Below are 26,361 nucleotides of genomic sequence, written 5' to 3'. Positions count from 1 at the left end.
GTGTCGGTGGCATGCGAACCGACTCTTCTTTCGGCACCGGCCCCACCGGGCCGACCCTGGGTGCCCTGCCGGCCAGGCAGCACCTTCCCGCCGGTGCGGACGGTGTGCCGGTCCTCGACGTCGTGGTCCCCGTGTTCAACGAGGAGAAGGATCTGGAGCCGTGCGTCGTACGGCTCCACGACCATCTCGCCCACACGTTCCCGTACCGCTTCCGCATCACGATCGCCGACAACGCCTCCACGGACAGCACCCCCGAGGTCGCCGCGTGGCTCGCGGCGTCGCTGCCCGAGGTCTCCTCGGTGCGGCTCGAACAGAAAGGGCGCGGCCGGGCCCTGGGCACCGTATGGGCCGCGTCCGACGCGCACGTCCTCGCGTACATGGACGTCGACCTGTCCACCGACCTCAACGCGCTCCTCCCCCTCGTCGCCCCGCTCATCTCCGGCCACTCGGACCTGGCGATCGGCTCGCGTCTCGCGCGCAGTTCGCGGGTGGTACGCGGGCCCAAGAGGGAGTTCATCAGCCGCGCGTACAACCTGATCCTGCGCGGCTCGCTCGCCGCCCGGTTCTCCGACGCGCAGTGCGGCTTCAAGGCGATCCGGCGCGACGTCGCACAGGTGCTGCTGCCGCTCGTCGAGGACACCGGCTGGTTCTTCGACACGGAGATGCTGGTGCTGGCCGAGCGCGCCGGGCTGCGCATCCACGAGGTGCCGGTCGACTGGGTGGACGACCCCAACTCGACCGTGCACCTGCTCAGGACCGCGACGGACGACCTCAAGGGGGTGTGGCGGGTGGGGCGGGCGCTCGCCGTGGGCGCGCTGCCGCTCGACCGGCTGGCCCGCCCGTTCGGCGACGACCCGCGCGACCGGGCGCTCACCGGGGTGCCGCGCGGACTGGCCCGCCAACTCGTCGGGTTCTGCGTGGTCGGGGCGCTGTCGACGCTGTTCTACCTCCTCCTGTACTCCGGCTTCCGGATGGTCGCGGGCGCCCAGATCGCCAACGCCCTCGCGCTCCTGGTGTCCGCCGTCGCCAATACGGCGGCCAACCGGAGGCTCACCTTCGGGGTACGCGGCCGGGACCGTGCCGTACGGCATCAGGCGCAGGGCCTGGTCGTCTTCGGGATCGGACTCGCCCTGACCAGCGGGTCGCTCGCCGCACTCGACGCGGCGGCGTCGGACGCCTCGCACGGTACGGAGCTGGCGGTGCTCGTCGCGGCCAATCTCGCGGCGACCGTCCTGCGGTTCCTGCTGCTGAGGGCGTGGGTGTTCCCGGACCGGGGGCAGCAGCCGGACGCCCCGCAGGAGAAGCCCGCCGCCGCACCCGACTGGTCCCCCTTCGAGAACAGGCACCAACCCCCGTACACGGAACTCCCCCACACGGAACTCCCCCACCAGGACCCGGGCATGTCCCCCCGCCACGCCCGCCGTCCGCTCGACTCCGACCCGAGGAACACCCGATGACCACCTCGCCCACCGATCCGTCCCTGGCGGGCTACCCGCCCCCGGCACCCGTCCCCAACAACTTGGCCGCCGCGCACCCCCACCGCCGCCAAAGCGCAGGCCGCGCCGCCCGGCTCTGGCGCGGCCGTCCCGACGACCCCCGCTGGGCACGCCCCGCCTTCCTCGGCCTGCTCCTCGCCACCACGGCCCTGTACTTCTGGAACCTGACCTCCTCCGGCTACGCCAACTCCTTCTACTCGGCGGCCGTCCAGGCGGGCAGCCAGTCCTGGAAGGCGTTCTTCTTCGGCTCGCTCGACGCGGGCAACGCCATCACCGTCGACAAGCCGCCCGCCTCGCTCTGGCCGATGGAGCTGTCGGTACGGATCTTCGGCCTCAGCTCGTGGGCGATCCTGGCCCCGCAGGTCCTGATGGGTACCGGCACGGTCGCCGTCCTGTACGCGGCGGTGCGGCGCCGGTTCAGCCCGGCCGCCGGTCTCCTCGCGGGCGCGGTGTTCGCGCTGACGCCCGTCGCGGCACTGATGTTCCGCTTCAACAACCCGGACGCCCTGCTCGCGCTCCTCATGACCGTCACGGTCTACTGCGTGCTGCGCGCCCTGGAGGACGGCCGCACCAAGTGGCTGGTGTGGGCGGGCGTCGCCGTCGGTTTCGCCTTCCTCGCCAAGACGCTCCAGGCGTTCCTGATCCTGCCGCCGCTGGCGATCGTGTACGCGGTGTGCGCCCCGGTTCGGCTGCGCAAGCGGTTCGGTCAGTTGCTGCTCTCGGGGCTCGCGGTGCTGGTGTCGGGCGGCTGGTGGGTCGCGATCGTCGAACTGTGGCCCGCGTCGTCACGGCCGTACACCGGCGGCTCCCAGACCAACTCCTTCCTGGAGCTGACCTTCGGCTACAACGGCCTCGGGCGGCTCAACGGCGACGAGGCCGGCAGTGTGGGCGGGGGAGGCGGCGGTGGCGCGGGTGGCGCGGGCGGCGGACGGTGGGGCACCACCGGCATCGGCCGCATGTTCAACGAATCCTCCGGCGGCCAGATCTCCTGGCTGCTGCCCGCCGCGCTGATCCTGCTGGCCGCCGGTCTGATCGTGACGTGGAAGGCCCGGCGCACCGACTCCGCGCGCGCCGCGTTCCTGGTCTGGGGCGGCGCGCTGCTGACGACGGTCGCCGTCTTCAGCTTCATGGCGGGCATCTTCCACGACTACTACACGGTCGCCCTCGCCCCCTACATCGCGGCGCTCGTCGGCATGGGCGCGACGGTCCTGTGGGAGGAGCGGGCGAAGCCGTGGGCGGCGCTGTTCCTCGCGGCGACGGTCGGGGTGACGGCCTGGTGGGCGTACACACTCCTGGGCAGGACCCCGGACTATCTGTCGTGGCTGCGGACGGCGGTCCTGGTCGCGGGCATCGCGGGGGCCCTCGGTCTGCTGCTCGCGCTGCGGCTAGGGCGCCGGGTCGCGCTGCTCGCGGTGGCGGTGAGCGCGGTGGCGGCGCTGGCGGCTCCGACCGCGTACACCCTGTCGACGCTGGACACCGCGCACACGGGGTCGATCGTGACGGCGGGTCCGGCGAGTGCGGGGCGGGGTGGGTTCGGGGGAGGTCCCGGTGGCGGGATGCGACCCCCCGGCGCGCAGGGGCAGGGGCAGGGGCAGCCGCCTGCGGGCGGTACCGGGCAGGCACCCCAGGCGGGTACGGCACCGGGCGGCGGGACGGGCAAGGCGGGCGCCGGACGACAGGGCCAGGGTCAGGCCCCGGGTGCCGGTGCCCGTGAGTTCGGCCGAGGCGGAGGCGGCGGAGGCGGCGGCATGGGCGGCCTGCTCGACGGCGCCCAGGTCAGCACGGAGGCGAAGCAGCTCCTGGAGGCGAACGCCGGGGACTACACCTGGCCGGGCGCGGCCATCGGCGCCCAGAACGCCGCGAGTTACCAGCTCGCCACCGGCGACCCGGTGATGGCGATCGGCGGCTTCAACGGGAGCGACCCGTCCCCGACGCTCGCCCAGTTCCAGCGGTACGTCGAGGACGGGAAGATCCACTACTTCATCTCAGGAGGCGGCGGCGGAGGCGGCATGGGCGGCGGAGAAGGCACCGCGTCCGCGATCACGACCTGGGTGGAGGAGCACTACACGGAGGTCACGGCGGGCAGCACGACGTTCTACGACCTGACCAAGCCGGTGAGTTGACCGATCTATGGCTGACCGATCAACGGCCGCGCGTGACGGTCAGATCGGCGACGACGGGGCGGTGGTCCGAGGCAAGCGTCTCGACCACCGCCGCGTCCCGTACCCGCACGGTGTCGTGCGAGACGGCGACATAGTCGATGCGCTGCGTCGGGTTCCGCGCCGGATAGGTCGGCCCGCCCGGATCGGCGGCCGTCAACTCCTTCCACAGCGGGGCGAGTTCGGGGGCGGTCGGCTGCGCGTTGAAGTCCCCGAGCAGAATCCGCGCCGGACACTTCCCGCGCGCGTCGCAGTCCTGGGCCATGATCCGGCGGGTGTCGGCGACCTGGGCGGTGCGTACGGACGGGTCACCCCGGTAGTCGAGATGGGTCACGTACACATGGACGGGCACCCCGCGCACCTTGACGACGACCTCGGGGAAGCCGGGTGCGGGGGCGGGCACCGGGTTCGGGTCCTGCGTGGAGAGCCGGGTGAGGTCGTGGTTCTCGGCGGAGCGGATCTTGTACCGGGACAGCACGGCGAGCCCGTACTCACGCCGGGGCGCGCCGTCGGCGGGCGGGTCGAAGCTGTATATCGGCGCGAAGTACACGTGCATGCCGAGGCGCCGGGCGAGTTCCCCGGCCATGTCGCGCCACTCGCTGCGCTCGCCCCAGTGGACGTCGACCTCCTGGAGCCCGATGACATCGGCCCGCAGCCCGCGCAGCACGGCCTCCTGCCGGTCGAGATCGAAGACGTTGTCCATGCCGGAGCCCGCGTGCAGGTTGTACGAGGCGACACGGAGGGGGACGGAGGAGTCGGCCTGCGCGGGAGACCCGGTGAGTCCGGTGAGTCCGGCAAGAAGCCCGGCGGCGAGTAGGGAAAGGGATCTGACGGTGCGTCGTCGCTGTGTCATGGCCGTGAGGCTAAGGGGGCCGGCTGAACTTCGGGTGCGGGACGCGCCCTTGAAGGGGCGCGGGGAACTGCGCGACCAGCCACAGCGGACCGGCAGACGAATCACGGCTCAACCAGACGAATCACGGCTCAACCAGCGGAGCAAAACCCGTTTGTACGCCGTACAAGGCTTGCCCTACGGTGAACGTCACCCGACCGACGTACACCGTATAAGGAGTGAGCCGGCATGACGGCCCCCGCCGCCGAGACGAGCAGCACCCTCCAGCGCCATCCCCGCCGCTGGCTGATCCTCGGTGTCCTCATGCTCGCGCAGCTCACGGTGCTGCTCGACAACACCGTGCTCAATGTCGCGATCCCCTCGCTCACCCGCGAACTGGACGCGTCCACCGCCGACATCCAGTGGATGATCAACGCGTACTCGCTGGTCCAGTCCGGCCTCCTGCTCACCGCCGGCAGCTCGGCGGACCGCTACGGCCGCCGGAAGATGCTCGCCGCAGGACTCGCCCTCTTCGGCGTCGGCTCACTCGCCGCGGGCCTTTCGCAGACGTCCGGACAGCTGATCGCGGCCCGCGCCGGGATGGGAATCGGCGGCGCCCTGCTGATCACCACGACCCTCGCGGTCGTCGTACAGATCTTCGACGACTCCGAGCGGGTCAAGGCGATCGGCATCTGGTCGACCGTCAACTCCCTGGGCTTCGCGGTCGGTCCGCTGCTCGGCGGTGTGATGCTCGAACACTTCTGGTGGGGCGCGATCTTCCTCATCAACATCCCCGTGGCGGCGCTCGGCCTGATCGCCGTAATCCGGCTGGTCCCCGAGTCCAAGAACCCGCAGGGCGACCGCCCTGACCTGCTCGGCGCGGTCCTCTCCACGATCGGTATGACGGCGGTGGTCTACGGGATCATCTCCGGACCCGAGCACGGCTGGACGTCGGCCCAGGTCCTGGCGTCGGCGACCGTCGGCGTACTCGCCCTCGGCGCCTTCGTCCGCTGGGAGCTGCACGTCCCGTACCCGATGCTCGACATGCACTTCTTCCGCAACCAGCGGTTCGTCGGCGCCGTCGCCGGCGCGATCCTGGTCGCCTTCGGCATGGGCGGCTCCCTCTACCTCCTCACCCAGCACCTCCAGTTCGTACTGGGCTACGGGGCTCTGGAAGCGGGTCTGCGCACGGCGCCGCTCGCCGTCACCGTCGTCGCACTCAACCTGACGGGCCTGGGCGCCCGGCTGCTGCCCAAGCTCGGCACGCCCGGAACCATCGCCTCCGGCATGACCCTCCTGGCCGCCGGACTCGCCGCCATCGCCCTCCTCTCGGGCGGCACGGACGGCGCGTACGGCGGGATGCTGTTGGGTCTGGTCGTGATGGGCGCGGGCATCGCGCTCGCCATGCCCGCCATGGCCAACGCGATCATGAGCGCGATCCCGCCCGAGAAGGCGGGCGTCGGCGCGGGCGTCAACGGCACGCTCGCCGAGTTCGGCAACGGCCTGGGCGTCGCCGTACTCGGCGCCGTACTGAACTCCCGCTTCTTCGCGCTCGTATCCGTCTCCGCGGCATCCCTGCCGGCCGCGCTCGCCGCGGCGTCGTCGGCCGGTGAACGCCAGGAGATCGCCGACGCCTTCGCCTCCGGCCTGGAGACGAGCCAACTGGTGGGCGCGGTGGCGGTACTGCTCGGCGGACTGCTCGCCGCCGCGTTGCTCCGGCGCGCGGAACGGGCAGACTCGGCGATGTCGGCGGACACCACCACGGGCAAGTCCACCGACACTGACACGGATAAGCGTACGAGCGCCGCATAACATCGGCGCACAAGGAAGAGGTGCGCCATGGTGAGGGCAGCCGACCGGGCCGAGCGTCCGGCACGGACGAGCGTCTGGCTGGAGGGCAAGGCGCCGCGCGCCGCGTCCGGACGCCGGAGCGAGCACCCGTCCGGCCTGGACCGGGACCGCATCACCGAGGCGACGGTACGGCTGCTCGACGCGGAGGGCCTGGCCAAGTTCTCCATGCGCCGCCTGGCCGCCGAGCTGAACGTCACGGCCATGTCGGTCTACTGGTACGTGGACACCAAGGACGACCTCCTCGAACTGGCCCTGGACCACGTCTTCGGCGAACTGCGCCTCCCGGACCCGGACGCCCCGGACGACTGGCGCGACGAACTCCGCGCCCTCACCCGCGCGTACCGCTCGCTCCTGGTCCGCCACCCGTGGACGTCCCCGCTCGCCGGCACCTTCCTCAACATCGGCCCGCACTCGCTGGACTTCTCCATGACGGTCCAGCGCGTCATCCGCCGCACGGGCGTGCCCGCCCAGGGCCAGACGGGCGCGCTCTCGGCGGTCTTCCAGTTCGTCTACGGCTTCGGCACGATCGAGGGCCATTTCGCGCGGCGCGCGGCGGCGGCGGGCATGACGCAGGACGCGTACTACAGCGAAGCGATGTCCACGATCAAAAGCACCCCGGACCTGGCCCCTCTGGTCCAACAATCAGCGGACCTGATGGCAGCGAGGGGAGGCGACACGGTAGAAGAAATGCGAGAACGAGACTTCACCTTCGCTTTGGAACTCCTGATCAAGGGAATCGAAGCAATGGCCGAGAGATAACGCTCGGGTCCCGTTGTGGGCAGGCGTTCCGCACGGCGGAACGGGTGGGCACAACCCAATCCAACGGTTCGCCCTCAGTCCTCGCTCAACCGAGCCGGAAACCCCCCGGTGGCAACCGGCCCCCACCGGGTAGGTGAAACCCGAATAATGGACTTCCCCTGCTTCCGCATGGCGTCCCGGTACTCGTCCCAGTCCGGATGCTCCCCCGCGATATTCCGGTAATACTCCACCAACGGCTCCACGGACTCCGGAAGATCCAACACCTCCGCGACCCCGTCCACCTGCACCCACGGCCCATTCCACTCATCGCTCAACACCAGCACACTCACCCGCGAGTCCCGCTTCGCATTCCGCGTCTTGGCCCGCTCCGGATACGTGGACATGACGATCCGCCCCGAATCGTCGACCCCGATGGCCAGCGGCGAACTCTGCGGTGACCCGTCACTCCGGCGCGTCAGCAGAATCCCGCGATGCCGGGGCCGGACGAAGTCCAGCAACTCGTCCAGTGAGACGGAGGTGTTCGTAGCGATGTTGGGTGCCATGACCGGCACCTTACGCCTCGGGCAGCGCCTCGCCCTGGACCGCCTGAATGTCCAGCGTGACCTTCAGCGTCGTACCGATCGCGGAGATCCCGGCCTGGACGACCTGGTTGTAGTGCATGGCGAAGTCGTCGCGGCGCAGCTCGGCGGTGGCCCGGAACGCGGCCCGCACCCCGCCCCAGGGATCGGACCCGGTCCCGAGGTAGCTGAGGTCGAGAGCGACCCCGCGCACCACACCCCGCATCGCCAGCTCACCGTGGACGGTCCAGCGGTCGGGCCCGGCGGGGGTCAGCCCGGTCGAGCGGTACGTGATCTCCGGGTGCCGTTCGACGTCGAGGAAGTCGGCCGACCGCAGATGGCTGTCGCGCATACCGTTGCCGGTGTCGATGGAGGCGGCCTTGATGACGGCCTCGACCCGGGACTTCTCCACATCGCCGGCGACCTCGACCCGCGCCCCGAACTCCGTGAACCGCCCGTGCACGCTGGAGATCCCCAGATGCTGGGCGACCGCGCCGACGGACGAGTGCGCGGGGTCGACGGTCCACGGTCCGGGCGGCGGGAGTTCGGTGCCGCCCTGGCGGGCGAGGACGACGTTCCCGATCTCGGCCCGGCCACCGGTCGTGACCAGGGCGGTCGAGGCGACGGGCGCGTACCCGACGGCGGTCACGATGACCGTGTACGAACCGGGGGCGAGGTCGGTCGCGTCGCGTACGGCGCCCTCGTCGTCGGCCCCGGCGCGCAGCACCTGCGCACCGGTCATGTCGGTGAGGGTGACGACGGCATGCGGCACGGCCCACCCGTCCCGCGTACGAATCCGCCCACGGACTGCCATCTGGTGGTTCTCCTCTGATGCACGCTGATGAATCGGTCGGTGACTGTCGTCGTGGGCCATCGTCCTGCCGGAAGGGGCGGGTGGACTCGCCACCCGCCCCGTTTCACCCGACCGATGACTACTCGCCGGGGTGCGCGAGTTCGATGTCGTGCGCGTCGACCCCGTGGCCGTTCACGCTGACCGTCGAGGCGGCCGGCGGGTACCCGGTCGCGATGACGGTGTACTCACCGCTGTCGAGATCGGTGAACCCGTACGCCCCGTCGGGTCCGGTCCGTGCGGTGCCGATGACGTTGCCCGCCGCGTCGACGAGGGTGACCCGCGCGTCGTGCAGCGGCCCGCCGCCCGGCGCCCGTACGGTCCCGAGGACCTGCGCGCCCGGGTACAGGTCGACCTCGATCCGGGTGACCCCGGTGGAGCCGACCTCGACGGGCAGGGCGAGCGGACGGTGGCGCGCCGCGTTCACGGCGACCGTGACGGGCCCGGGGACCAGCTCGGCGAAGGTGAACTCGCCCTGGTCGCCGGTGGTTCCGGTGGCCAGTACGTCACCGCGGACATCGGTCACGACGACCATCGCCCCGGCGACCGGCGCCCCGCTGTCCACGGCCCGCACCAGCCCGGCGAGCCCGCTGGTCCCGCTGAGCAGGATGTCGTACGCGACGGGTTCACCGTCGACCACGACGGTGGACGCCTGCGGCTGGAAGCCGTCGGCCGATGCGATCAGGACGTACGAGCCGGAGCCCGGCGCGTCGACCGCGTAGGAGCCGTCGGCCTGGGCGACCGCGCGGCCCAACTGGCGTCCGCCGAGCGAGATCAGCGTGACGGCGGCCCGGGAGACCGGCGCGCTCTCGACACCCCGGACGTGACCTCGTACCGGAATGCCACCGAGGCCGTTGGCGGCCACCGGGACCGGAACGGCGTCCAAGGCCGGGGCATGGGCCTGGCCGGGTATGGAAGCGGCAGTGGAAGGGGAGGCGGAAGGGGCGGCGGAAGCGGACGCCATGGCCGCGACGGGAACCGGGGCCGGCTCCCCTTCACCCTCCGCCTCCGCACTCTGCGCCAGCGCCCCCTTGGTCCGCAGCGGAACCTCCTTGATGAAGAGGGTCACGAGGAACGCCAGGAACGCCATCGGAGCGGCGATCAGGAAGACGTCCGCGATGCCGTGCCCGTACGCGGCCTCCATGACCGTACGGATCGGCGGGGGCAGCGTGTCCATGTCGGGGATGGCGCCGCCGCCGGTGCCGCCGTGGCCCAGCGCCTCGCCCTTCGGGCCGAGCGCGGCGAAGCCGTCCTTGACGTAGCCGGTGATCCGGGTCGCCATGATCGCGCCGAGCGCGGAGACGCCGATCGCGCCGCCGAGCGAGCGGAAGAAGGTGACCGTGGAGCTGGCGGAGCCGAGGTCGGAGGGGTCGACCTGGTTCTGGGTGCAGAGCACGAGGTTCTGCATCATCATGCCGACGCCGAGCCCCATCAGCGCCATGAAGATCGCGATGTGCCAGTACGGGGTGTCGTACCGGATCATGCCGAGCAGGCCGAGTCCGGCCGTGACGAGGACACCACCGGAGACGAGCCAGGCCTTCCACCGCCCGGTCTTGGTGATGACCTGCCCGGAGACGGTGGACGAGATGAACAACCCCCCGATCATGGGGATCGTCATCACACCGGACATCGTCGGGGACTTGTCGCGGGCGAGCTGGAAGTACTGGCTGAAGAAGACGGTGCCGGCGAACATCGCGACACCGACGAAGAGGGAGGCGAGGGAGGCGAGGGTGATGGTGCGGTTGCGGAACAGCCGCAGCGGGATGATCGGTTCCTTGGCGATGGACTCGATGAAGACGAAGATCAGTCCGAGCAGGACCGAGCCGCCGACCATCGCGGCCGTCTGCCAGGACATCCAGTCGTACTTGTCGCCCGCGAAGGTCACCCAGACGAGCAGCAGGCAGACCGCGGCGCTGATGAAGAAGGCACCGGCCCAGTCGACCTTGACGCCCTCACGCTTCACGACGGGAAGCCGAAGCGTCTTCTGAAGTACGACAAGAGCGATCACGGCGAACGGGACGCCGACGTAGAAGCACCAGCGCCAGCCCAGGAACGAGGTGTCCGTGATGACACCGCCGAGCAGCGGGCCGCCGACGGTGGCGACGGCGAAGGTGGCGCCGAGGTAGCCGCTGTACCGGCCGCGCTCACGCGGCGAGATCATCGCGGCCATCACGATCTGCGCGAGGGCGGAGAGACCGCCGACGCCGATGCCCTGCACGACACGGCAGGCGATCAGCATGCCGGCGCTCTGCGAGAGACCCGCGACGACGGATCCGGCGACATAGATGACCAGGGATATCTGGACCAGGAGCTTCTTCGAGAAGAGGTCGGCGAGCTTGCCCCACAGCGGGGTGGTCGCCGTCATCGAGAGGAGCGAGGCCGTGACGACCCAGGTGTACGCGCTCTGCCCGCCGCCGAGGTCGCTGATGATCTGCGGCAGGGCGTTGGAGACGATCGTGGACGACAGGATCGCCACGAACATGCCGAGCAGCAGTCCGGAGAGCGCTTCCATGATCTGCCGGTGCGTCATCGGGGCGCCGTCCGGGGCCGCCCCTCCGTGCTTGGCATGGCTGCCCCGCACACCGGCCGGTGTGGTCGTTGCCATGGACTTCCTTTTCTTGAACGGGTGTTAAACGGGTGTACGGGTGGTCGGTGCGGAAGGGATCCGGGTTCCGGGGTTCGGGAGCCGCACGGACTGCGCCCGGCAGTCCCCGAAGCTGTCGCGCAGCCGGGCGAGCAGGGTGCAGAGCTGGTCGACCTCGTCGTCGGACCAGTCGCCGAGAAAGTGGGCGAGCGTCTCCACGTAACGCTCGGACATGTCGTCGAGGCGCTCCTTGCCCGCAGGGGTCAGCCGCAGGATGCGGGAGCGTTTGTCGGCGGGGTCGGGGCACCGCTCGATCCAGCCCCGTTCCGCGACGTGCGCCACATGGCGGCTGGTCACGGACATGTCGACGGCGAGGAGTTCCGCGAGGCGGCTCATCCGCATGTCACCGTGCCGGTCGAGCAGGGTGAGAACGATCGCCGAGCCGGGGGGACAGTCCTGCGGGAGCGCTCGCGCCATCCCGCGCTTCACGGCCCCGATGGCACCGAGCTGCCGAGCCAGCTCCTCATACTGCCGCCGAGCCACCACGAAACCCCTCCCACACTACTTGTTGCTTAGGGCAACCATAGAGAAGCATGGTTGCCACAGGCAAACGAAAAGGGGTGCGAACGCCCTAAAAACCTGGTAAAGGGGCGGGGGGTGACGGGTAAAGGTGCAGGTGGGGTGGGGTAAGGGCGCCGGGATGGGCCTGTGAAGGCGAAGGGGCGGCCCATTTGCGAGCGCGGGGTCCCTGGGAAGGCTGGAGGCGCCAGGGTCGCTTCGGTTTTGCTCACCGGCCTGATTCAAGGCAGCCTGCCTACCTGTCGGCCGCAGGCCAATCCCCACCGCAGCGGTGCTTGCCCACGGCGCTGACACCACTCCCGGCTGTCGACGCGCCACAGCCCCCTTCCCACACCACTGCTGACCACGGCCGACCGCGTCCGCCGCAACAGCCACGACTGTCGCCAACGCTCTCCCCGCTAGGGGCGCAGCCCCAGGTTCGCCGCAACGACGCTCACCCACAGCGGCCTGTGCCCGACGAAATCGTCACGGCCCCCACCAAGTTGTTGGCCGACCGCAGCAATTTGGGGTTGTGTCCGGCGGAATGGTCTCTGCCTCAGGCTGGTTGTCTGCTGGCCGCAGGCCATTTGCTGCCGCAGGGGTGGTTGACCATGGCGGGTTGTGTCCGGCGGGACGGTCTCCGGCCTGACCCTCGGTCGCCTGCTGGCCGCAGGCCAATTCTCGCCGCAGTGGTGCTCAGCTACGGCCGGGCTGTGCTGACGAAATCGTGACGGCCCTCACCAAGTTGTTGGCCGGCCGCAGGCCATTTGCCGCCGCTGCGGTACTCAGCCACCGCCGGTTGTGTCCGGCGCAACAGCCACGGACGGTCGCCAACGTTCTCCGCTCGGGGCGCAGCCCCAAGTTCGCCGCAGCGGCGCTCACCCACAGGGGCCTGTGTCCGGCGGAATTGTCGCGGGCCTCACCACAGTCGTCTGCCGGCCGCAGGCCATTTGCCGCCGCAGCGCTGTTCAACCACCGCCGGTCGTGTCCGGCGCAACAGCCACGACTGTCGCCAACGTTCTCCGCTCGGGGCGCAGCCCCAGGTTCGCCGCAGCGGCGCTCACCCACAGCGGCCTGTGTCCGGCGAAATCGTCACGGCCCTCACCACAGTCGTCTGCTGGCCGCAGGCCAATTCCCGCCGCAGCGGTGCTCAGCTACGGCCGGTTGTGTCCGGCGGAATGGTCTCCGGCCCGACCCTCGGTTGCCTGCTGGCCGCAGGCCCCTTCCCGCCGCAGCGGTGCTCAGCTACGGCCGGGCTGTGTCCGGCGGAATTGTCGCGGGCCTCACCACAGTCGTCTGCTGGCCGCAGGCCAGTCCCCGCCGCAGCGGCGCTCGGCCACCGCCGGTTGTGTCCGGCGGGGCAGGAGTCGACCCCCACCCGTTCTGCCGGGCGCAGCCCACCCCACCTGTTCCCGCACGGACGTGCATTCGCTAAGGTCCGCCCATGGCACAGAACCCCCAAGCTCCCCAGGGACCCGAGGGCGGCTACGACCCCGCGGGCAGCACCCAGATGTTCCGCGCTTTCGTCGACGAAGGCGCCCCCCAGGCCGGAGGCGGCCCCCAGCAGCCCCAGGCCACCTCGTCCGGCCCCCGTGTCGGCCTTATCGCCGGGGTGATCGCGGCCGTCGTCATCGTCGCGGCGGTCGCCTGGCTGGCCCTCAGCTAGTTCCGGGCACGTCACTTCCACGTCGCCGACACGTCGCGGGTCTCGATGTGCATGCCCAGCGGCACTCGCCAGGCGTCCACGCACACCTCGTACGTCTTCTCCTTCGTCCCGCCCGCCGCGATCGGCGCCGGCAGCGGCTGAGTGGATTCGATGGTTGCCCAGTCGATGCCCAGGGCGCCGATGATGTGGGTGCCGAAGGTGACGGTGCCGGAACGCGCCGCCGTGCCACCGGTGTTGTGGAAGGCGACCGTGACGTTCTCGCACCAGCGGTGGTCGGCGGCCTCGCGTTCGGGTGCGTCGAGAGTCAGAGCCGCAGGGGTGTCCGGCGTCGGAGACGACGAAGGGGGATCAGGCGTCCCCTCCACCGGAGCCCCACCCGAGCCGCCACCGCCCGTACCGCCCGTACTGCCTGTACCGCCCGTCCCAGAGGTCGGCCCCGGCGCCGAAGTGCCGGGCCCGGCCGGCGAGTTCACCCCACCGCTCGACGCCCCCGTACGCGCACCCGTACCGGAACCCGTACCCGTACTCGCCCCACCAGACCCCGCCCCCGGCGAACGGGAACCCCCCGAACCCCCGGAAGGGCCATCACCGGAACCCCGATCCCCGTCCAGCGGCACCAACGCCACCTCACCCGTCGGCCCCACCGCCTTGCCGGACGACCCCGAGCCGCCGTTCGGCCCCACCGCCACATAGCCGTCCAGGCCGCCGCCCGTGCCGCACGCGGCCAGCAGCGTGCCGAGGGCGACCGCGGTCACCGAGACCGCGGCCACGGCACCCCTGCGCCCCCGGGTCCAAGTCCGTCGCATCGCGCCAGTGTGGCTGACGGTCCGTCAAATAGGAACCCTGGGTACCCGTAACCCGGTAACCCGTAACCCCAGGAAGGGCTAGTCGGAGATCAGGCCCTCGCGGAGCTGCGCCAGCGTCCGGGTCAGCAGCCGCGACACATGCATCTGCGAGATACCGACCTCCTCGCCGATCTGCGACTGCGTCATGTTCGCGAAGAACCGCAGCATGATGATGCGCCGCTCACGCGGCGGCAGCTTGGCGAGCAGCGGCTTCAGCGACTCGCGGTACTCGACGCCCTCCAGGGCCGAGTCCTCGTACCCGAGGCGGTCCGCGAGGGAGCCCTCGCCGCCGTCGTCCTCCGGGGCCGGCGAGTCCAGGGACGAGGCCGTGTACGCGTTGCCGACCGCGAGGCCGTCGACCACGTCCTCCTCGGACACGCCCAGGACGGCGGCGAGTTCGGGGACGGTCGGCGAGCGGTCGAGCTTCTGCGCGAGTTCGTCGCTGGCCTTGGTGAGGGCCAGGCGGAGTTCCTGGAGGCGGCGCGGCACCCGCACCGACCACGAGGTGTCCCGGAAGAACCGCTTGATCTCACCGACGACCGTCGGCATGGCGAACGTGGGGAATTCCACGCCCCGTTCGCAGTCGAAGCGGTCGATCGCCTTGATCAGGCCGATCGTGCCGACCTGGACGATGTCCTCCATCGGCTCGTTGCGGCTGCGGAAGCGCGCCGCCGCGTACCGCACGAGCGGGAGGTTGAGTTCGATGAGGGTGTCCCGGACATAGACGCGCTCCGGGCTGTCCTCGCCGAGCGCGGCGAGCCGCAGGAACAGGGAGCGGGACAGGGTGCGGGTGTCGATGGCTTCCGAAGTCGTGGACGGCGCCGAGCGGTGAACGGTCACCGCCGGGCTGTTCAGCGCGTCGGGCGCGGTTGCGCTCTTCGTGAGCGTGAGCACCTTCGAGCTGCCCTGGTCTACGGACATGCCACCCCCTTGAGGTCGCGGACGGTCGTGGCCGGCGCACCCGTCTGAGGAACGCAGCCTCCACCTGAATACCGGCGGTGGGGCCCCGGCAAACGCGGTTCCCGCAGAATGTCACATGTCGGCAACACGCTGTAGTGACTTGTCGACATGTGGAGGGGGAGTCTGCGCAGGAAACAGGGGGTCTGGGGGTTTTCGGCGCGTGTGAGGTCGGCAACCGGCTCCGGAGACGGTCGACCCGTTCCGGTTACGCCTCGATCCTGTTTGCGGATCGCAAGCGCGCGAAGCTTCGGGCGAGGAGCCTTGACACATGCATCTGGGACACACCCAGTTCGGCGCTGATCTGCGACTGCGTGAGATTGCTGTAGTAACGCAACAGCAAAATCCGCTGCTCCCTTTCGGGCAGTTGTACGAGCAGATGCCGTACGAGGTCGCGGTGTTCGACGCCGTCGAGTGCGGGGTCCTCGTAGCCGAGCCGGTCGAGCAGGCCGGGCAGTCCGTCGCCCTCCTGGGCGGCCTCAAGGGAGGTCGCGTGGTAGGAGCGGCCGGCCTCGATGCAGGCCAGCACCTCCTCCTCGGTGATGCGCAGCCGCTCGGCGATCTCGGCGGTGGTCGGGGACCGCCCGAAGTTGGTGGTCAGATCCTCGGTCGCGCCGTTCACCTGCACCCACAGCTCGTGCAGGCGGCGCGGTACGTGGACGGTACGGACGTTGTCGCGGAAGTACCGCTTGATCTCGCCGACGACGGTGGGCATCGCGAAGGTCGGGAACTGGACGCCCCGGTCCGGGTCGAAGCGGTCGATGGCGTTGATCAGGCCGATGGTGCCGACCTGGACGACGTCCTCCATCGGCTCGTTGCGGCTGCGGAAGCGAGCGGCGGCGTACCGGACGAGGGGCAGGTTGGCCTCGATGAGCGCGCCCCGGACCCGGCCGTGCTCGGGGGTGCCGGGCTCCAGGTGTTTGAGCTGCCCGAAGAGGACCTGGGTGAGGGCGCGGGTGTCGGCGCCTCGGCTGCGGGGCGGGGCGGGCTCGCCGGCGGGGGGTTCCTCCGGGGGCGGCTGCTCGGCCGGGGGGTCCTGGGGCGCGAGAGTGTCCGGGGGTGTGGCCTGGTGGGGCGGCGCCGGGGGCGCGGCGGCCTGGGGCGGAGGCTGGGGTGGAGCCTGAGGCGCAGTACTGGCCGGCACGGTCAACGCCACCCCTTCACCCACGTTCGTACAAAACGTTCAACTCATCCGTCAAAAGCGGTCATAGCATCACAAGACATGTGCACTGTGTGCAAGCACCGCATAACGCCGTGTTGGGGGAGATATGGGGGAGATATGACCGAACCCCCCAGGGCGGCCGGTAGGCCGTGGGGGGTTCCGGGGTACGGAGGGGGGCGTTCCGGGGGTGCGGGGCCTCAGAACTCGTAGTCGGCGATCACCCACGTGGCGAACTCGCGCCACAGGGCGACGCCCGCCTGGTGGGCCGGGTGTTCGAGATAGCGCCGGAGGGCGTCGGTGTCCGCGACCGCCGAATTGATCGCGAAGTCGTACGCGATGGGCCGGTCGCTGATGTTCCACGCGCACTCCCAGAACGCCAGCTCCGGGATCTGACCGCCGAGCGCCTTGAACGCCTCGGCACCCGCGACGACGCGCGGATCGTCGCGTACGACGCCGTCGTTGAGCTTGAACAGGACCAGGTGGCGGATCACGGCGACTCCTAGACGGACCGGTGGACAGGCGGACGGACGGGCTCCGTCGCTCGCTCAGTCCTTGGCGCCGTTGACGATCCACGTCATGAAGTCACCGATGGCTTGAGCGGCGCTCGATATGCCCTCGAACCCTATCTGCACGTAGTCGGCGGCCTTGCCCGGATCCGTGATGATCACATACAGCACAAAGACGACCACCACATAGAGCGCGATCTTTTTCGTCTGCACCACGCCGTGGCCTCCCCTACCTGCCGCCCGCCCGCGTCCCCTGTTGTCGGCGGTGCAGTGTATCCCGCCGTCAACAACGTGCCACGGGAGCCCTTACGCGTCATCGGGCAGAAGCCGGAACGCCGGATGTCCGGTCAGTGGCCGGATCATGCGGAAGTGCCGGTCGGTGGTGAACAGGACAGCGGTTCCGTACGCCGCCGCCAGGGCGACGTTCATGGCGTCCGTCAGCCCGACGCCCTTCCCGCCATCGGCATCCGCGTACCCCTCGGCCACAGCGATGGCCGCACTCAAGTGCGCCGCGACGTGCGGCACTTCGAACCGGCGGGTGGCGGCGTAGCGCTCGATGAACCGCGCCGCGGCCAGCGCTTTGCGGGCCCCACCCCGCGCCGAGATCAGATAGTCCAGCTCGGCGAGGACCATGGGCGGGACGATGAGGTGGCTGATGGTTGCCAGCGCTTTTTTGTGTGCCTCATGACCGTCAAGGCCGGGGTCGAGGAGGCGGTAGAGCGCGTTGGTGTCGGCAATGGCGATCACGTGCCCATTCCCCCGAGTACGTCCTCGATCTCGTCGTTGGTGAGGTTGGGGAGGCCGAGGTCGGGAAGGTCGATCTCGCCCATGGGGTCGGTGGGATAGGGCGGGACATCGTCGTTGATGGGCACCACGCGCGCGACCGCGACGCCGTTCTTGGTGACGGTGATCGTCTCGCCACGCGCCGCCGCCGCGAGTATCTGCGAGGACTTCTGATTGAACTCCCGAGCCGTGGTCTCCATGTAGTACATGTTACTACTCGCACCCGCCCGCACCCTGACGCTCTGGGTCAGGAGCCCCCTGGACGTCCAGGGCCTGCCGGACAGGGTCAGACGCGGACCCATTCCACCGGGCTTCTGCGGCCTACGGATGCCGCGTGGCAGAGCTTCGGAATGTGGGAACCGTCGGTGGAGGCGACCTTCATCGGTCCGCCCGAGCAGGCGGCAGTGGCGACTACGAGCGCGTCCACCACGTTTTCGTGACCGTCCAGGCCGGCGTCCTCCAGTAGCTCTGCCGCGCGGTCGGCGATGATCTCGGTTGCGGGAATGACGGTGAGCCGGGAGCGCAGCCAGCGCAGGTGGTTCGCGGCCTGTCCGGTGCGGCGGACCTCGGCGATGCTGACCGTGGAGATCGCGGCTGCGTACCCCTCGGCTTCTGCGACCTTGAGCATCAGTGCCATTCTGCGGTCCTGGTCGGCCAGGAGAGACAGTGGCTGCGCATCGAGGACGAGGAGGGCGCGGGGGAACGACGGGGCTACTCGCCGTGCCATGTCCGACGGGCCTCCTCGATCTCCTCGGGCGTGAAGGAGCCGTGCTCGTCCTCGTACGCCTCGACGATCTCTCTGGTTTTGGTCAGGGCGAGGGCGTGTTCAACAGCGTCGGAGACGAAGCGCGAGAAGCCCCGGGCGCCGGTGCGGGCCTCTACCTCCCGAGCAAGCGATCTGGGGATGGTGACGGACTTCTTGACTGTGGTCTCGTCCGCAGGCGCGTGATCAATAGCCATGCGTGCATTATCCCACTAGGAGTAGGACTTCTGTCCAGTTCGAGGGGGCTCGTCCGGTGGAAGGGGTAACACGCCCCGTGCGCAGGCCAATTGTGCTGTCATCAGCCCGCGTGCCGCACGCAAAACACCCTCCCGGCCGCGTTTCCGCAGGTCAAGAGGGTGTGAGAGCGGTAGCGGAGGGATTTGAACCCTCGGTGACTTGCGCCACACTCGCTTTCGAGGCGAGCTCCTTCGGCCGCTCGGACACGCTACCGAGAGAGACCTTACCGCACGGTGGGGCGTGCTCAGAAATCACTATCGGTCGCGGAAGAAGTCCGTGAGGACCCGTCCGCACGCCTCGGCCAGGACCCCGCCGATCACCTCGGGCCGGTGGTTGAGCCGGCGGTCCCGGACGACGTCCCACAGGGAGCCGGCCGCGCCCGCCTTCTCGTCGCGGGCGCCGTAGACCACGCGGTCGACGCGTGACTGCACGAGCGCGCCCGCGCACATCGTGCACGGTTCGAGCGTGACGACCAGGGTGCAGTCCGTCAGCCGCCACGAGCCGAGCTTCGCGGCGCCCCGGCGGATCGCCACGATCTCGGCGTGGGCGGTCGGATCACCGGTCGCCTCCCGCTCGTTGTGGCCCGCCGACAGCAGGGTGCCGTCGGCGGACAGCAGGACCGCCCCGACCGGTACGTCACCGCCCCGGACGGCCAGCCGCGCCTCGTCCAGGGCGAGCCGCATCGCCGCCCGCCAGGGGTCCCGTACGGGATCGGGCGGTCCCTGGGGCGGGGTGGCGGGACGGTCGTTCATACGGGGAACCTACACGCGCCACCCGCCCCGACATCCGCCCCGGCATCCGTCCTGGGCATCAGTCCTAGCGGACCGTTTCGAGTACCTCCGCCACTCCCAGCACCTCCGCGATCTCTCCGAGCGCGTCCCCGCTCTCCAGGGCGAGCAGCTCCTTGACGGTGACTCCGAGGTCCACGAGGACGGCGCTGTCCCCGATCGGACCCGAGGGCGCGGCGTCGGCGGACGGCGCGGCATCGTCCTCGTCGTCGGACGAGGAGGCGTCGGGTTCGCCGTCCTCGGTGCCGTCGAGGTCGAGTGCGTCGAGATCGGCGTCGTCGCCGGGATCGCGGCCGAGCAGTTCGTCGGTGAGGAGGATCTCGCCGTAGGAACTGCGAGCCGCCGCGGCGGCGTCCGAGACGTAGATACGCGGGTCTTCCTCGCCGTCCACGCGGACGACGCCGAACCACGCACCTTCCTGTTCGATGAGGACGAGCACCGTGTCGTCGTCGACCGATGCCTCATGGGCCAGGTCGGTGAGGTCCGACAGGGTTTCCACATCGTCCAGATCTGTGTCGCTCGCTTCCCACCCGTCTTCGGTGCGCGCGAGCAGTGCGGCGAAGTACACCGTGACTCTCCCACTGGTCATAGGCGTGCCGGTTGGGGTTCCCCCCGGCGGAGGTCGGGGGCGGGGGTGCTGAGCCAGACTCCCGCCCACTCGGAATCGTGGCAGAAACCACGCCGTGAGGAGAGGTCTTCCGCCCGCTGTGTCCGCGTCGCTTTGTCCGGACGGCGTGTTCAGGGCGTGTTCAGGGCAAGTTCAGGGGGGTGTTCAGGGCCGAACGGCGGGCGTGTACGGCGGCGCGCGCACGCTGCGGTGTGCGCCGCCCCCTCACCAGCGGAACGTACGCATCCGGACCGCTTGCCGCATTCGGGCCGCGCGGACGCGACGCGGCTGGACCCGGTCGCGCAGCTCCCGCGCCTCGGTGAGGTCGCGGAGGAACTGGGCGCGGCGCCGCCGGCGCTCGGCTTCCCGTTCGACCTCCCGTCCGGTCTCCGGTTCCTGCTCCGGCATACGCGACACCCCCACTCGGTCCCTCCCCCTTTCCCCCGGTCGGGCGGTTTGATGCCCGTACGAGGGTGCGCGGGCCCCGGCTACTGTTATGGGTATGCGTCTCCACGTCGTCGACCACCCGCTGGTCGCCCACAAGCTCACCACCCTGCGCGACCGGCGTACGGACTCCCCGACCTTCCGGCGGCTCGCCGACGAACTCGTCACGCTGCTCGCGTACGAGGCCACCCGCGACGTACGGACCGCGCTGGTCGACATCGAGACCCCGGTCTCACCGACCACCGGCGTCAAGCTGTCCCACCCGCGGCCCCTCGTGGTGCCGATCCTGCGCGCCGGGCTCGGCATGCTCGACGGCATGATGCGGCTGCTGCCGACCGCCGAGGTCGGGTTCCTGGGCATGATCCGCGACGAGGAGACGCTTCAGGCGTCCACGTACGCGACCCGGATGCCGGAGGATCTGTCCGGGCGGCAGGTGTACGTGCTCGACCCGATGCTCGCGACCGGGGGGACGCTGGTCGCGGCGATCCAGGAGCTGATCAAGCGCGGCGCGGACGATGTGACCGCCGTGGTCCTCCTCGCCGCCCCCGAGGGCGTCGAGGTCATGGAACGCGAACTCGCCGGCACCCCCGTCACGGTAGTGACAGCCTCGGTGGACGAACACCTGAACGAAAACGGCTACATCGTCCCGGGCCTGGGCGACGCGGGCGACCGCATGTACGGAGCAGCGGAGTAGCAACCGCGCGGGGGTACAGTAGCAACGTCTGCCGACACGGCTGCCGGGCTCAGCGCCCAGCCCAAGTACACCCGGAATGGCAACGGCCCGTGGGCGCCCGCCAAAGCCACTTTCGGGCGGAGGCCGGTCCCCGTCAACTCCCGCGGCAGCGGCGCCCAGCCACCGCCCGCCGTACCCCGGTGGGCCGGTCTCCGTCGAGTGGTGCGGGCAACGGGGTCCCTCGGTGGGGAGAGGCGGCATCATCGAGTCAGGTGAGCACCCAATCCCGCCGCAGCGGCGCCCAGCCACGACTTGCGGTGTCCGGCGGAATGGCGACGGCCCTGTGGGCGCTTGCGCAGGGCCGATTGCCGGAGGCATTCGCTCTCGCGCGGGGGCCATGCTCCGTTCGACTGCCGCAGCCACAGACTCCCGCCGCAGCCACGACCCGCCGTGTCCGGCGGAATGGCGACGGCCGCATGGCGCTTGCGCAGGGCCGATTGCCGCAGGCACCGGCTCTCGGCCGGAGGCCGGGCTCGGTTCGACTGCCGGAGTCACAGACTCCCGCCGCAGCCACGCCCAGCCACGACCCACCGTGTCCGGCGGAATGGTGACCGTCCGGTGGGCAGGGCTCTGTCGAGTGCCGCAAGCACTCAATCCCGCCGCAGCGGCGCTCAGCCACCCCCCGCCGTGTCCGGCGGAATGGCAACGGCCGCATGGCGCTTGCGCAGGGCCGATTGCCGAACGTACTCGCTCTCGGCCGGAGGCCGGGTTCCGTTTGACTGCCGGAGTCACGCCCAGCCACGACCCACCGTGTCCGGCGGAATGGTGACCGTCCGGTGGGCAGGGCTCTGTCGAGTGCCGCAAGCACTCAATCCCGCCGCAGCCGCGCTCAGCCACGACCCGCCGTGTCCGGCGGAATGGCGACCACCCGGTGGGGAGGGCGCCGCAGGCACTCACTCCCGCCCCAGCGGCGCTCAGCCACCCACGCCCCAGAGTTCAGCGGAATCCTCGGCGGCCCGGAGGGTGGTTCCTGCGGTAGCAGGAAGTAAGGGCGGGTGGGTGGGGGGAATCAGCGCTTGCAGGGTGTCGGTGACGGGGACGGTGGGGTCGTCAGGGCCGTCAGGGCCTTTGTCGCGTCGGCCGCCGGAGCCAGCCGGGTGAACGCCGTGCCGAGGATCAGGTCCACATCGCCGCCAGCCCGCGCGTCCGTCTTCTGCTCGGCTCCCGCGAGCTGAGCGGCCAGTACCGGAAGCGCACCCTCCGCCGCCGCCTTGGGTCCCAGCACTATCCCGGTCCCGGCGACCTTCTTGTCGTACTCCTTGGACGCGTTGCCGACCTGACCGATCGCGAACCCGCGTTTCTTCAGCTCGTCCGCCGTCTGCTTGGCCAGACCGCTGCGCGGCGTCGCGTTCAGGACGTTGACCTTGATGCCGCCGGGCCGGGGCAGCGACACCGCCGCCTGAGGGGCCGTCGACGCCGTCGACTTCGGCGGACACCCGGCCCGCGGCCCCGCCGCCGTCGCCTGCCCGCCACCCGTGAACACGTCCACGAGCTGGAGGGTCCCCCAGCCGATGAGACCGAGCGAGGCGGTCGACGCGACGAGCGCGAGCACGATCCTGCTGCGCCGACGGCCCGGACGCATACGGGGATACTTGTCCCCCGTGATGCGGTAGCGACCGCCCATGCCGGGGGGTGTGAGCATGCTCATGGGCGCAGCGTAGTGCGACCTGACGGCGATGCCTATCAAATGATCATCGACAGCCGAGCAGTCCAACCCAAAAGGGTCAATGTGTGTCCGGCGAACGCCCGATGAGCCGGCCCCGCACAGGGGCGACGGCGCGTCAGCCCAGTTCGAGCACGCGCGCGTGCAGCACCTGGCGCTGCTGGAGTGCGGCCCGCACCGCGCGGTGCAGCCCGTCCTCCAGATAGAGATCGCCCTGCCACTTCACGACATGCGCGAAGAGATCGCCGTAGAACGTCGAGTCCTCGGCGAGCAGGGTCTCCAGATCGAGCTGGCCCTTGGTCGTCACGAGCTGATCGAGGCGGACCGGTCGCGGCGCGACGTCCGCCCACTGCCGGGTGCTTTCCCGGCCGTGGTCGGGGTACGGCCGGCCGTTTCCGATGCGCTTGAAGATCACACGGAAAGCCTACCGGTCATGACCTTCCGGGCGCAGCCATGGCGGTGGAGTGCGAGGCTGGGACATATCGCCGTAAAACTGTACGAACCGGCACCAGAGCGCCCCGGGTAGGCCGGGGGCCGGCCGGGAACAGGGGCCTGAAAATGAGTGACAGCCAGCCGTCGCCCACGAGTCCGGCGCTGCCGCCGCAGGCCCAGGAGATCGCCGCCGGGTACGCCTTCACCGGCCCTGCCCTCGACCTCGGCGCCCTGATGTGGGACGGCGCCTGTCTGCCGGACGCCCGGATCCGTATCCCGCTCGCCATGCTCAACCGGCACGGACTCGTCGCGGGCGCCACCGGCACCGGCAAGACGAAGACGCTCCAACTCGTCGCCGAACAGCTCGCCGCGCAGGGCGTCCCCGTGTTCCTCGCCGATGTGAAGGGCGACGTGTCCGGGATCTCGGCGCCCGGCGCCCCGGACGACAAGGTCACCGGACGGGCCGCCGAGGTCGGCCAGGACTGGGAGGCGCGGGGCTTCCCCTGCGAGTTCTACGCGCTCGGCGGCATCGGCCACGGCATCCCGCTGCGCGCGACGATCACCAGCTTCGGCCCCGTACTCCTGTCGAAGGTCCTCCAGCTCAACCAGACCCAGGAGCAGTCCCTCGGACTCATCTTCAGCTACGCCGATCAGAAGGGCCTGGAACTCTACGACCTGAAGGATCTGCGGGCCGTCGTCACCTTCCTCACCTCGGACGAGGGCAAGCCGGAGCTGAAGGACATCGGCGGTCTGTCGTCCACCACGGCCGGGGTGATCCTGCGCGCCCTGACGGCGTTCGAGCAGCAGGGCATGGGCGCCTTCTTCGGGGAGCCCGAGTTCGACACCAGCGAGTTCCTGAGGCTCGCGCCGGACGGCCGGGGCACGGTGTCGCTGCTCGAACTGCCCTCCGTACAGGACAGACCACAGCTCTTCTCGACGTTCCTGATGTGGCTGCTCGCGGATCTGTACCACGACCTCCCGGAGGTCGGCGATGTCGAGAAGCCGAAGCTCGTCTTCTTCTTCGACGAGGCGCATCTGCTGTTCAACGGGGCCTCGCGGGCGTTCCTGGAGTCGATCACGCAGACCGTGCGGCTGATTCGCTCGAAAGGAGTGGGCGTCTTCTTCGTGACGCAGACGCCGAAGGACGTGCCGGCCGATGTCCTCGCGCAGCTCGGCAACCGGGTGCAGCACGCCTTGCGCGCGTTCACGCCCGACGACCAGAAGGCGCTCAGGGCGACCGTGAAGACCTTCCCCACCTCGCCGTACGACCTGGAGGAGGTGCTGACCTCGCTCGGGACCGGAGAGGCCGTGGTCACGGTGCTCAGCGAGAAGGGCGCGCCGACGCCGGTCGCCGCGGTCCGGCTGCGGGCCCCCGAGTCCCTGATGGGCCCGGCTCCGGAGACCGCGCTCGACCAGGCGGTCAAGGGGTCGGTGCTGTACGGGCGGTACGCCCAGGCGATCGACCGGGAGTCGGCGTACGAACGGCTCGCTGCGCGGCAGGCGGAAACGGAGGCCCAAAAGCGGGCCGACGCGGATGCGGCGGCGGCAGAGAAGGAGGCGCGCCAGGCGGCGAAGGGGCGGGGGAAGGAGCCGCAGTCGGTGGTCGAGCAGGTCGTGGGGAGCGGCGTCTTCAAGTCGCTCGCGCGGTCCCTGGGGACGCAGATCGGGCGGGAGATCAGCCGGTCGGTCTTCGGGACGGCCCGCAGGCGCTGAGCCCAAAGGGATCTCCGTAGGGGAGCCGGGCCCCGGAGGCGATCCCCCGGGGCCCGGCCCTGCCGGACTCAGGTCCGCAGCGGGGTCGAGTAGTCGGGTACGGGTTCGGGGGCCGGTTCCGGTACGGAGGATTCCGCGGGCTTCGTCTCGCGGACCGGGGGGCGTCGGTCGCGTACGGCCTCGGCGCGGACCAGGGCCTGGAGGGCCGCGAAGGGATCGATGGGCATGGGTGTACCGCCTGTCCTTGCATGTGCTGGTGGGGGGTGGTCCGAGACGGCTCGGGCCGGTCAGCAGCGCAGGACTACGGTCCGCAGGGCGCGCATCGCACCGGTGGGGGATCCGGTGCGGGTCGCCAGGGGCGGGCGGGCGGTGCGGGGGCGCTCGGGGGTGGTCAGCGGGCCGGGTGCGGGAGGTGCGGCCGTCGGCCGCGCGGGGGGACGCAGCGCCGGCTCGGGGCACGGGTGCGTCTCGCCCGACTCCGTGGACACCAGGGCGGGCGGTGCGGGGAGCGCGCCGGCCGGGGAGCCCGAGGCGAAGGCCGTGCCGAGCACGGCCACCAGGACGACGAGCGCCCGTCCCCACACCGTGCCGCGCGGGGCACGGTGGGTGGTGCGGGACGTGGTGGCGCTCATACGAGGTGATGTGCCCAGGTGGGAGGCGCCGCGCACGGTGACGGACGAGAAACGCCCGGTCGGACTACGGGTGCGGCGCCATGTTGACGCACCACCGTGACGTGGGCGGCGGCTGTTACTTCCGAGGCATGCGGGGCTTGCGGGGCGCCGCTTTCGCGGACGGTGCCGTGGACGGCTTCGCCGCCTTCGCCGCCGCCTTCATCTCCTGCTTGTGGGCGCGGACCTTCGCGAGCGATTCGGGGCCCTTGATGTCGGCGACGGACCGGTACGAACCGGCCTCGCCGTACGCCCCCGCCGCCTCCCGCCAGCCCTGCGGGCGCACGCCGAGCTGCTTGCCGAGCAGGGCCAGGAAGATCCGCGCCTTCTGCTCGCCGAACCCGGGCAGTTCGTGGAGCCGGCGCAGCAGTTCGGCGCCCGTGTCGACGCCCTCCCAGACCGCGTCCGCCCGGCCCCCGTAGTGCTCGACCAGGTACTGGCACAACTGCTGGACGCGCTTCGCCATCGAGCCGGGGTAGCGGTGCACGGCCGGTTTGGCGGACAGCAGCGCGGCGAACGCCTCCGGGTCGTACGCGGCGATCTCGTGCGCGTCGAGGTCGTCCGCGTTCATCCGCGTGGCGATCGTGTACGGGCCCGAGAACGCCCACTCCATCGGGACCTGCTGGTCGAGGAGCATGCCGACCAGCGCGGCCAGCGGACTGCGGCCGAGCAGCCGGTCCGCGTCGGGGTCCTGGGCGAGGTGAAGGGTGACGTCCATAGGTCGATGATGGCCCGGCACCGGCGCGCCCGC

General features: G+C 70.6%; 29 protein-coding genes and 1 tRNA gene. 7 read left to right on the top strand and 23 right to left on the bottom strand.

Features of this window, described 5'->3' with window-relative positions; all coding sequences use genetic code 11:
• Nucleotides 1–11 precede the first annotated feature (11 nt).
• Complete coding sequence (locus tag ACIQNU_RS28095; protein ID WP_401371762.1) at nt 12–1,457, top strand: glycosyltransferase; 1,446 nt, start codon at nt 12–14, stop codon at nt 1,455–1,457.
• Nucleotides 1,454–3,619: an ArnT family glycosyltransferase gene (locus tag ACIQNU_RS28090; RefSeq protein WP_401371760.1), complete on the top strand. Its 2,166-nt coding sequence runs from the start codon at nt 1,454–1,456 to the stop codon at nt 3,617–3,619. The genes ACIQNU_RS28095 and ACIQNU_RS28090 overlap by 4 nt, the downstream gene beginning before the upstream one ends.
• A gap of 19 nt (nt 3,620–3,638) precedes the next feature.
• On the opposite strand, the gene ACIQNU_RS28085 is transcribed toward ACIQNU_RS28090, so the two are convergent.
• Nucleotides 3,639–4,508, bottom strand: a complete 870-nt coding sequence (locus tag ACIQNU_RS28085) for an endonuclease/exonuclease/phosphatase family protein (protein WP_401371758.1) — start codon at nt 4,506–4,508, stop codon at nt 3,639–3,641.
• A 225-nt stretch (nt 4,509–4,733) separates the two neighbouring features.
• On the opposite strand from ACIQNU_RS28085, the gene ACIQNU_RS28080 reads away from it, so the two are divergent.
• A complete protein-coding gene (locus tag ACIQNU_RS28080) occupies nt 4,734–6,296 on the top strand; it encodes an MFS transporter (RefSeq protein WP_401371756.1) in 1,563 nt (520 codons plus the stop codon).
• Between the two features lie 27 nt (nt 6,297–6,323).
• The gene (locus tag ACIQNU_RS28075; RefSeq protein ID WP_401371754.1) at nt 6,324–7,094 is read left to right on the top strand and encodes a TetR/AcrR family transcriptional regulator; all 771 of its coding nucleotides are present in this window, start codon (nt 6,324–6,326) and stop codon (nt 7,092–7,094) included.
• Nucleotides 7,095–7,168: 74 nt separating this feature from the next.
• Here ACIQNU_RS28075 and ACIQNU_RS28070 read toward each other — a convergent pair whose 3' ends face one another.
• The 4 genes from ACIQNU_RS28070 to ACIQNU_RS28055 form a co-directional block, all read right to left on the bottom strand.
• On the bottom strand, nt 7,169–7,636 hold the full coding sequence (locus ACIQNU_RS28070) for a PPOX class F420-dependent oxidoreductase (RefSeq protein ID WP_401371752.1): 468 nt from the start codon (nt 7,634–7,636) through the stop codon (nt 7,169–7,171).
• Nucleotides 7,637–7,646: 10 nt separating this feature from the next.
• Entirely contained in the window at nt 7,647–8,465 is an 819-nt protein-coding gene (locus tag ACIQNU_RS28065) for a YceI family protein (RefSeq protein WP_401371750.1), read from the bottom strand.
• A gap of 118 nt (nt 8,466–8,583) precedes the next feature.
• A complete protein-coding gene (locus ACIQNU_RS28060) occupies nt 8,584–11,106 on the bottom strand; it encodes an MFS transporter (RefSeq protein WP_401371748.1) in 2,523 nt (840 codons plus the stop codon).
• Nucleotides 11,107–11,130: 24 nt separating this feature from the next.
• Nucleotides 11,131–11,631: a MarR family winged helix-turn-helix transcriptional regulator gene (locus ACIQNU_RS28055; protein ID WP_401371746.1), complete on the bottom strand. Its 501-nt coding sequence runs from the start codon at nt 11,629–11,631 to the stop codon at nt 11,131–11,133.
• Between the two features lie 1,456 nt (nt 11,632–13,087).
• Between ACIQNU_RS28055 and ACIQNU_RS28050 the strand changes: the two genes are divergently transcribed.
• Nucleotides 13,088–13,309, top strand: a complete 222-nt coding sequence (locus ACIQNU_RS28050; protein ID WP_401371744.1) for a hypothetical protein — start codon at nt 13,088–13,090, stop codon at nt 13,307–13,309.
• Between the two features lie 11 nt (nt 13,310–13,320).
• Here ACIQNU_RS28050 and ACIQNU_RS28045 read toward each other — a convergent pair whose 3' ends face one another.
• The 13 genes from ACIQNU_RS28045 to ACIQNU_RS27985 form a co-directional block, all read right to left on the bottom strand.
• Entirely contained in the window at nt 13,321–14,115 is a 795-nt protein-coding gene (locus ACIQNU_RS28045; protein WP_401371742.1) for a hypothetical protein, read from the bottom strand.
• Nucleotides 14,116–14,193: 78 nt separating this feature from the next.
• Nucleotides 14,194–15,075, bottom strand: coding sequence for an RNA polymerase sigma factor SigF (locus ACIQNU_RS28040; protein ID WP_401371740.1), 882 nt, complete (start codon nt 15,073–15,075; stop codon nt 14,194–14,196).
• 244 nt (nt 15,076–15,319) lie between these two features.
• Entirely contained in the window at nt 15,320–16,267 is a 948-nt protein-coding gene (locus ACIQNU_RS28035) for an RNA polymerase sigma factor SigF (protein ID WP_401371738.1), read from the bottom strand.
• Nucleotides 16,268–16,470: 203 nt separating this feature from the next.
• Nucleotides 16,471–16,764 carry a Dabb family protein gene (locus ACIQNU_RS28030; protein WP_401371736.1) on the bottom strand — a complete coding sequence of 98 codons (294 nt, stop codon included), beginning with the start codon at nt 16,762–16,764 and terminating at the stop codon, nt 16,471–16,473.
• Between the two features lie 54 nt (nt 16,765–16,818).
• Entirely contained in the window at nt 16,819–16,995 is a 177-nt protein-coding gene (locus ACIQNU_RS28025; RefSeq protein ID WP_389898673.1) for a hypothetical protein, read from the bottom strand.
• A gap of 90 nt (nt 16,996–17,085) precedes the next feature.
• Nucleotides 17,086–17,526 (bottom strand): PIN domain-containing protein, encoded by a 441-nt coding sequence (locus ACIQNU_RS28020; RefSeq protein WP_401371734.1) that lies wholly within the window; start codon nt 17,524–17,526, stop codon nt 17,086–17,088.
• A complete protein-coding gene (locus ACIQNU_RS28015; RefSeq protein WP_401371732.1) occupies nt 17,523–17,762 on the bottom strand; it encodes a type II toxin-antitoxin system Phd/YefM family antitoxin in 240 nt (79 codons plus the stop codon). Before ACIQNU_RS28015 ends, ACIQNU_RS28020 begins: the two co-directional genes overlap by 4 nt.
• Before the next feature lie 86 nt (nt 17,763–17,848).
• Nucleotides 17,849–18,289, bottom strand: coding sequence for a type II toxin-antitoxin system VapC family toxin (locus tag ACIQNU_RS28010; RefSeq protein WP_401371730.1), 441 nt, complete (start codon nt 18,287–18,289; stop codon nt 17,849–17,851).
• Nucleotides 18,274–18,522 (bottom strand): hypothetical protein, encoded by a 249-nt coding sequence (locus ACIQNU_RS28005; RefSeq protein WP_401371729.1) that lies wholly within the window; start codon nt 18,520–18,522, stop codon nt 18,274–18,276. The genes ACIQNU_RS28010 and ACIQNU_RS28005 overlap by 16 nt, the downstream gene beginning before the upstream one ends.
• Nucleotides 18,523–18,690: 168 nt before the next feature.
• Nucleotides 18,691–18,775 (bottom strand) — tRNA-Ser (locus ACIQNU_RS28000).
• 41 nt (nt 18,776–18,816) lie between these two features.
• The gene (tadA, locus tag ACIQNU_RS27995) at nt 18,817–19,314 is read right to left on the bottom strand and encodes a tRNA adenosine(34) deaminase TadA (protein ID WP_401371727.1); all 498 of its coding nucleotides are present in this window, start codon (nt 19,312–19,314) and stop codon (nt 18,817–18,819) included.
• A gap of 64 nt (nt 19,315–19,378) precedes the next feature.
• Complete coding sequence (locus ACIQNU_RS27990) at nt 19,379–19,918, bottom strand: hypothetical protein (protein ID WP_401372067.1); 540 nt, start codon at nt 19,916–19,918, stop codon at nt 19,379–19,381.
• 264 nt (nt 19,919–20,182) lie between these two features.
• Entirely contained in the window at nt 20,183–20,365 is a 183-nt protein-coding gene (locus ACIQNU_RS27985) for a hypothetical protein (RefSeq protein ID WP_401371726.1), read from the bottom strand.
• Nucleotides 20,366–20,459: 94 nt separating this feature from the next.
• Here ACIQNU_RS27985 and upp point away from each other — a divergent pair, with 94 nt between their 5' ends.
• Nucleotides 20,460–21,095, top strand: coding sequence for a uracil phosphoribosyltransferase (upp, locus tag ACIQNU_RS27980; protein WP_401371724.1), 636 nt, complete (start codon nt 20,460–20,462; stop codon nt 21,093–21,095).
• A 1,048-nt stretch (nt 21,096–22,143) separates the two neighbouring features.
• Here upp and ACIQNU_RS27975 read toward each other — a convergent pair.
• Together ACIQNU_RS27975 and ACIQNU_RS27970 are read right to left on the bottom strand one after the other, a co-directional pair.
• Complete coding sequence (locus ACIQNU_RS27975; protein WP_401371722.1) at nt 22,144–22,782, bottom strand: LytR C-terminal domain-containing protein; 639 nt, start codon at nt 22,780–22,782, stop codon at nt 22,144–22,146.
• Nucleotides 22,783–22,915: 133 nt separating this feature from the next.
• Complete coding sequence (locus ACIQNU_RS27970) at nt 22,916–23,212, bottom strand: type II toxin-antitoxin system VapB family antitoxin (RefSeq protein ID WP_003955420.1); 297 nt, start codon at nt 23,210–23,212, stop codon at nt 22,916–22,918.
• Between the two features lie 143 nt (nt 23,213–23,355).
• Between ACIQNU_RS27970 and ACIQNU_RS27965 the strand changes: the two genes are divergently transcribed.
• Nucleotides 23,356–24,942, top strand: a complete 1,587-nt coding sequence (locus ACIQNU_RS27965) for a helicase HerA-like domain-containing protein (protein WP_401371720.1) — start codon at nt 23,356–23,358, stop codon at nt 24,940–24,942.
• Between the two features lie 68 nt (nt 24,943–25,010).
• Here ACIQNU_RS27965 and ACIQNU_RS27960 read toward each other — a convergent pair whose 3' ends face one another.
• The 3 genes from ACIQNU_RS27960 to ACIQNU_RS27950 form a co-directional block, all read right to left on the bottom strand.
• A complete protein-coding gene (locus tag ACIQNU_RS27960; protein ID WP_401371718.1) occupies nt 25,011–25,169 on the bottom strand; it encodes a hypothetical protein in 159 nt (52 codons plus the stop codon).
• Nucleotides 25,170–25,229: 60 nt separating this feature from the next.
• The gene (locus tag ACIQNU_RS27955; protein ID WP_401371717.1) at nt 25,230–25,574 is read right to left on the bottom strand and encodes a hypothetical protein; all 345 of its coding nucleotides are present in this window, start codon (nt 25,572–25,574) and stop codon (nt 25,230–25,232) included.
• 115 nt (nt 25,575–25,689) lie between these two features.
• The gene (locus ACIQNU_RS27950) at nt 25,690–26,328 is read right to left on the bottom strand and encodes an HhH-GPD-type base excision DNA repair protein (protein ID WP_401371716.1); all 639 of its coding nucleotides are present in this window, start codon (nt 26,326–26,328) and stop codon (nt 25,690–25,692) included.
• Between the last annotated feature and the right edge of the window lie 33 nt (nt 26,329–26,361).

Origin of the sequence: Streptomyces sp. NPDC091292 (assembly GCF_044757265.1) — a bacterium.
Lineage (GTDB): Bacteria > Actinomycetota > Actinomycetes > Streptomycetales > Streptomycetaceae > Streptomyces.
This window is presented reverse-complemented; position numbering and strand designations above follow the sequence as displayed.

Bases quoted from the DNA above. Each gene is read 5' to 3' on its own strand.
- ACIQNU_RS28040 (WP_401371740.1), bottom strand. From the start codon at position 15,075: ATGTCCGTAGACCAGGGCAGCTCGAAGGTGCTCACGCTCACGAAGAGC.
- ACIQNU_RS27950 (WP_401371716.1), bottom strand. From the start codon at position 26,328: ATGGACGTCACCCTTCACCTCGCCCAGGACCCCGACGCGGACCGGCTG.
- ACIQNU_RS27985 (WP_401371726.1), bottom strand. From the start codon at position 20,365: ATGCCGGAGCAGGAACCGGAGACCGGACGGGAGGTCGAACGGGAAGCC.
- ACIQNU_RS28045 (WP_401371742.1), bottom strand. From the start codon at position 14,115: ATGCGACGGACTTGGACCCGGGGGCGCAGGGGTGCCGTGGCCGCGGTC.
- ACIQNU_RS28015 (WP_401371732.1), bottom strand. From the start codon at position 17,762: ATGGAGACCACGGCTCGGGAGTTCAATCAGAAGTCCTCGCAGATACTC.
- ACIQNU_RS27975 (WP_401371722.1), bottom strand. From the start codon at position 22,782: ATGAGCATGCTCACACCCCCCGGCATGGGCGGTCGCTACCGCATCACG.
- ACIQNU_RS28075 (WP_401371754.1), top strand. From the start codon at position 6,324: ATGGTGAGGGCAGCCGACCGGGCCGAGCGTCCGGCACGGACGAGCGTC.
- ACIQNU_RS28070 (WP_401371752.1), bottom strand. From the start codon at position 7,636: ATGGCACCCAACATCGCTACGAACACCTCCGTCTCACTGGACGAGTTG.
- ACIQNU_RS27960 (WP_401371718.1), bottom strand. From the start codon at position 25,169: ATGCCCATCGATCCCTTCGCGGCCCTCCAGGCCCTGGTCCGCGCCGAG.
- upp (WP_401371724.1), top strand. From the start codon at position 20,460: ATGCGTCTCCACGTCGTCGACCACCCGCTGGTCGCCCACAAGCTCACC.
- ACIQNU_RS27955 (WP_401371717.1), bottom strand. From the start codon at position 25,574: ATGAGCGCCACCACGTCCCGCACCACCCACCGTGCCCCGCGCGGCACG.
- ACIQNU_RS28095 (WP_401371762.1), top strand. From the start codon at position 12: ATGCGAACCGACTCTTCTTTCGGCACCGGCCCCACCGGGCCGACCCTG.
- ACIQNU_RS28085 (WP_401371758.1), bottom strand. From the start codon at position 4,508: ATGACACAGCGACGACGCACCGTCAGATCCCTTTCCCTACTCGCCGCC.
- ACIQNU_RS28005 (WP_401371729.1), bottom strand. From the start codon at position 18,522: ATGGCTATTGATCACGCGCCTGCGGACGAGACCACAGTCAAGAAGTCC.
- ACIQNU_RS28060 (WP_401371748.1), bottom strand. From the start codon at position 11,106: ATGGCAACGACCACACCGGCCGGTGTGCGGGGCAGCCATGCCAAGCAC.
- ACIQNU_RS28010 (WP_401371730.1), bottom strand. From the start codon at position 18,289: ATGGCACGGCGAGTAGCCCCGTCGTTCCCCCGCGCCCTCCTCGTCCTC.
- ACIQNU_RS28080 (WP_401371756.1), top strand. From the start codon at position 4,734: ATGACGGCCCCCGCCGCCGAGACGAGCAGCACCCTCCAGCGCCATCCC.
- ACIQNU_RS27965 (WP_401371720.1), top strand. From the start codon at position 23,356: ATGAGTGACAGCCAGCCGTCGCCCACGAGTCCGGCGCTGCCGCCGCAG.
- ACIQNU_RS28065 (WP_401371750.1), bottom strand. From the start codon at position 8,465: ATGGCAGTCCGTGGGCGGATTCGTACGCGGGACGGGTGGGCCGTGCCG.
- ACIQNU_RS28050 (WP_401371744.1), top strand. From the start codon at position 13,088: ATGGCACAGAACCCCCAAGCTCCCCAGGGACCCGAGGGCGGCTACGAC.
- tadA (WP_401371727.1), bottom strand. From the start codon at position 19,314: ATGAACGACCGTCCCGCCACCCCGCCCCAGGGACCGCCCGATCCCGTA.
- ACIQNU_RS28090 (WP_401371760.1), top strand. From the start codon at position 1,454: ATGACCACCTCGCCCACCGATCCGTCCCTGGCGGGCTACCCGCCCCCG.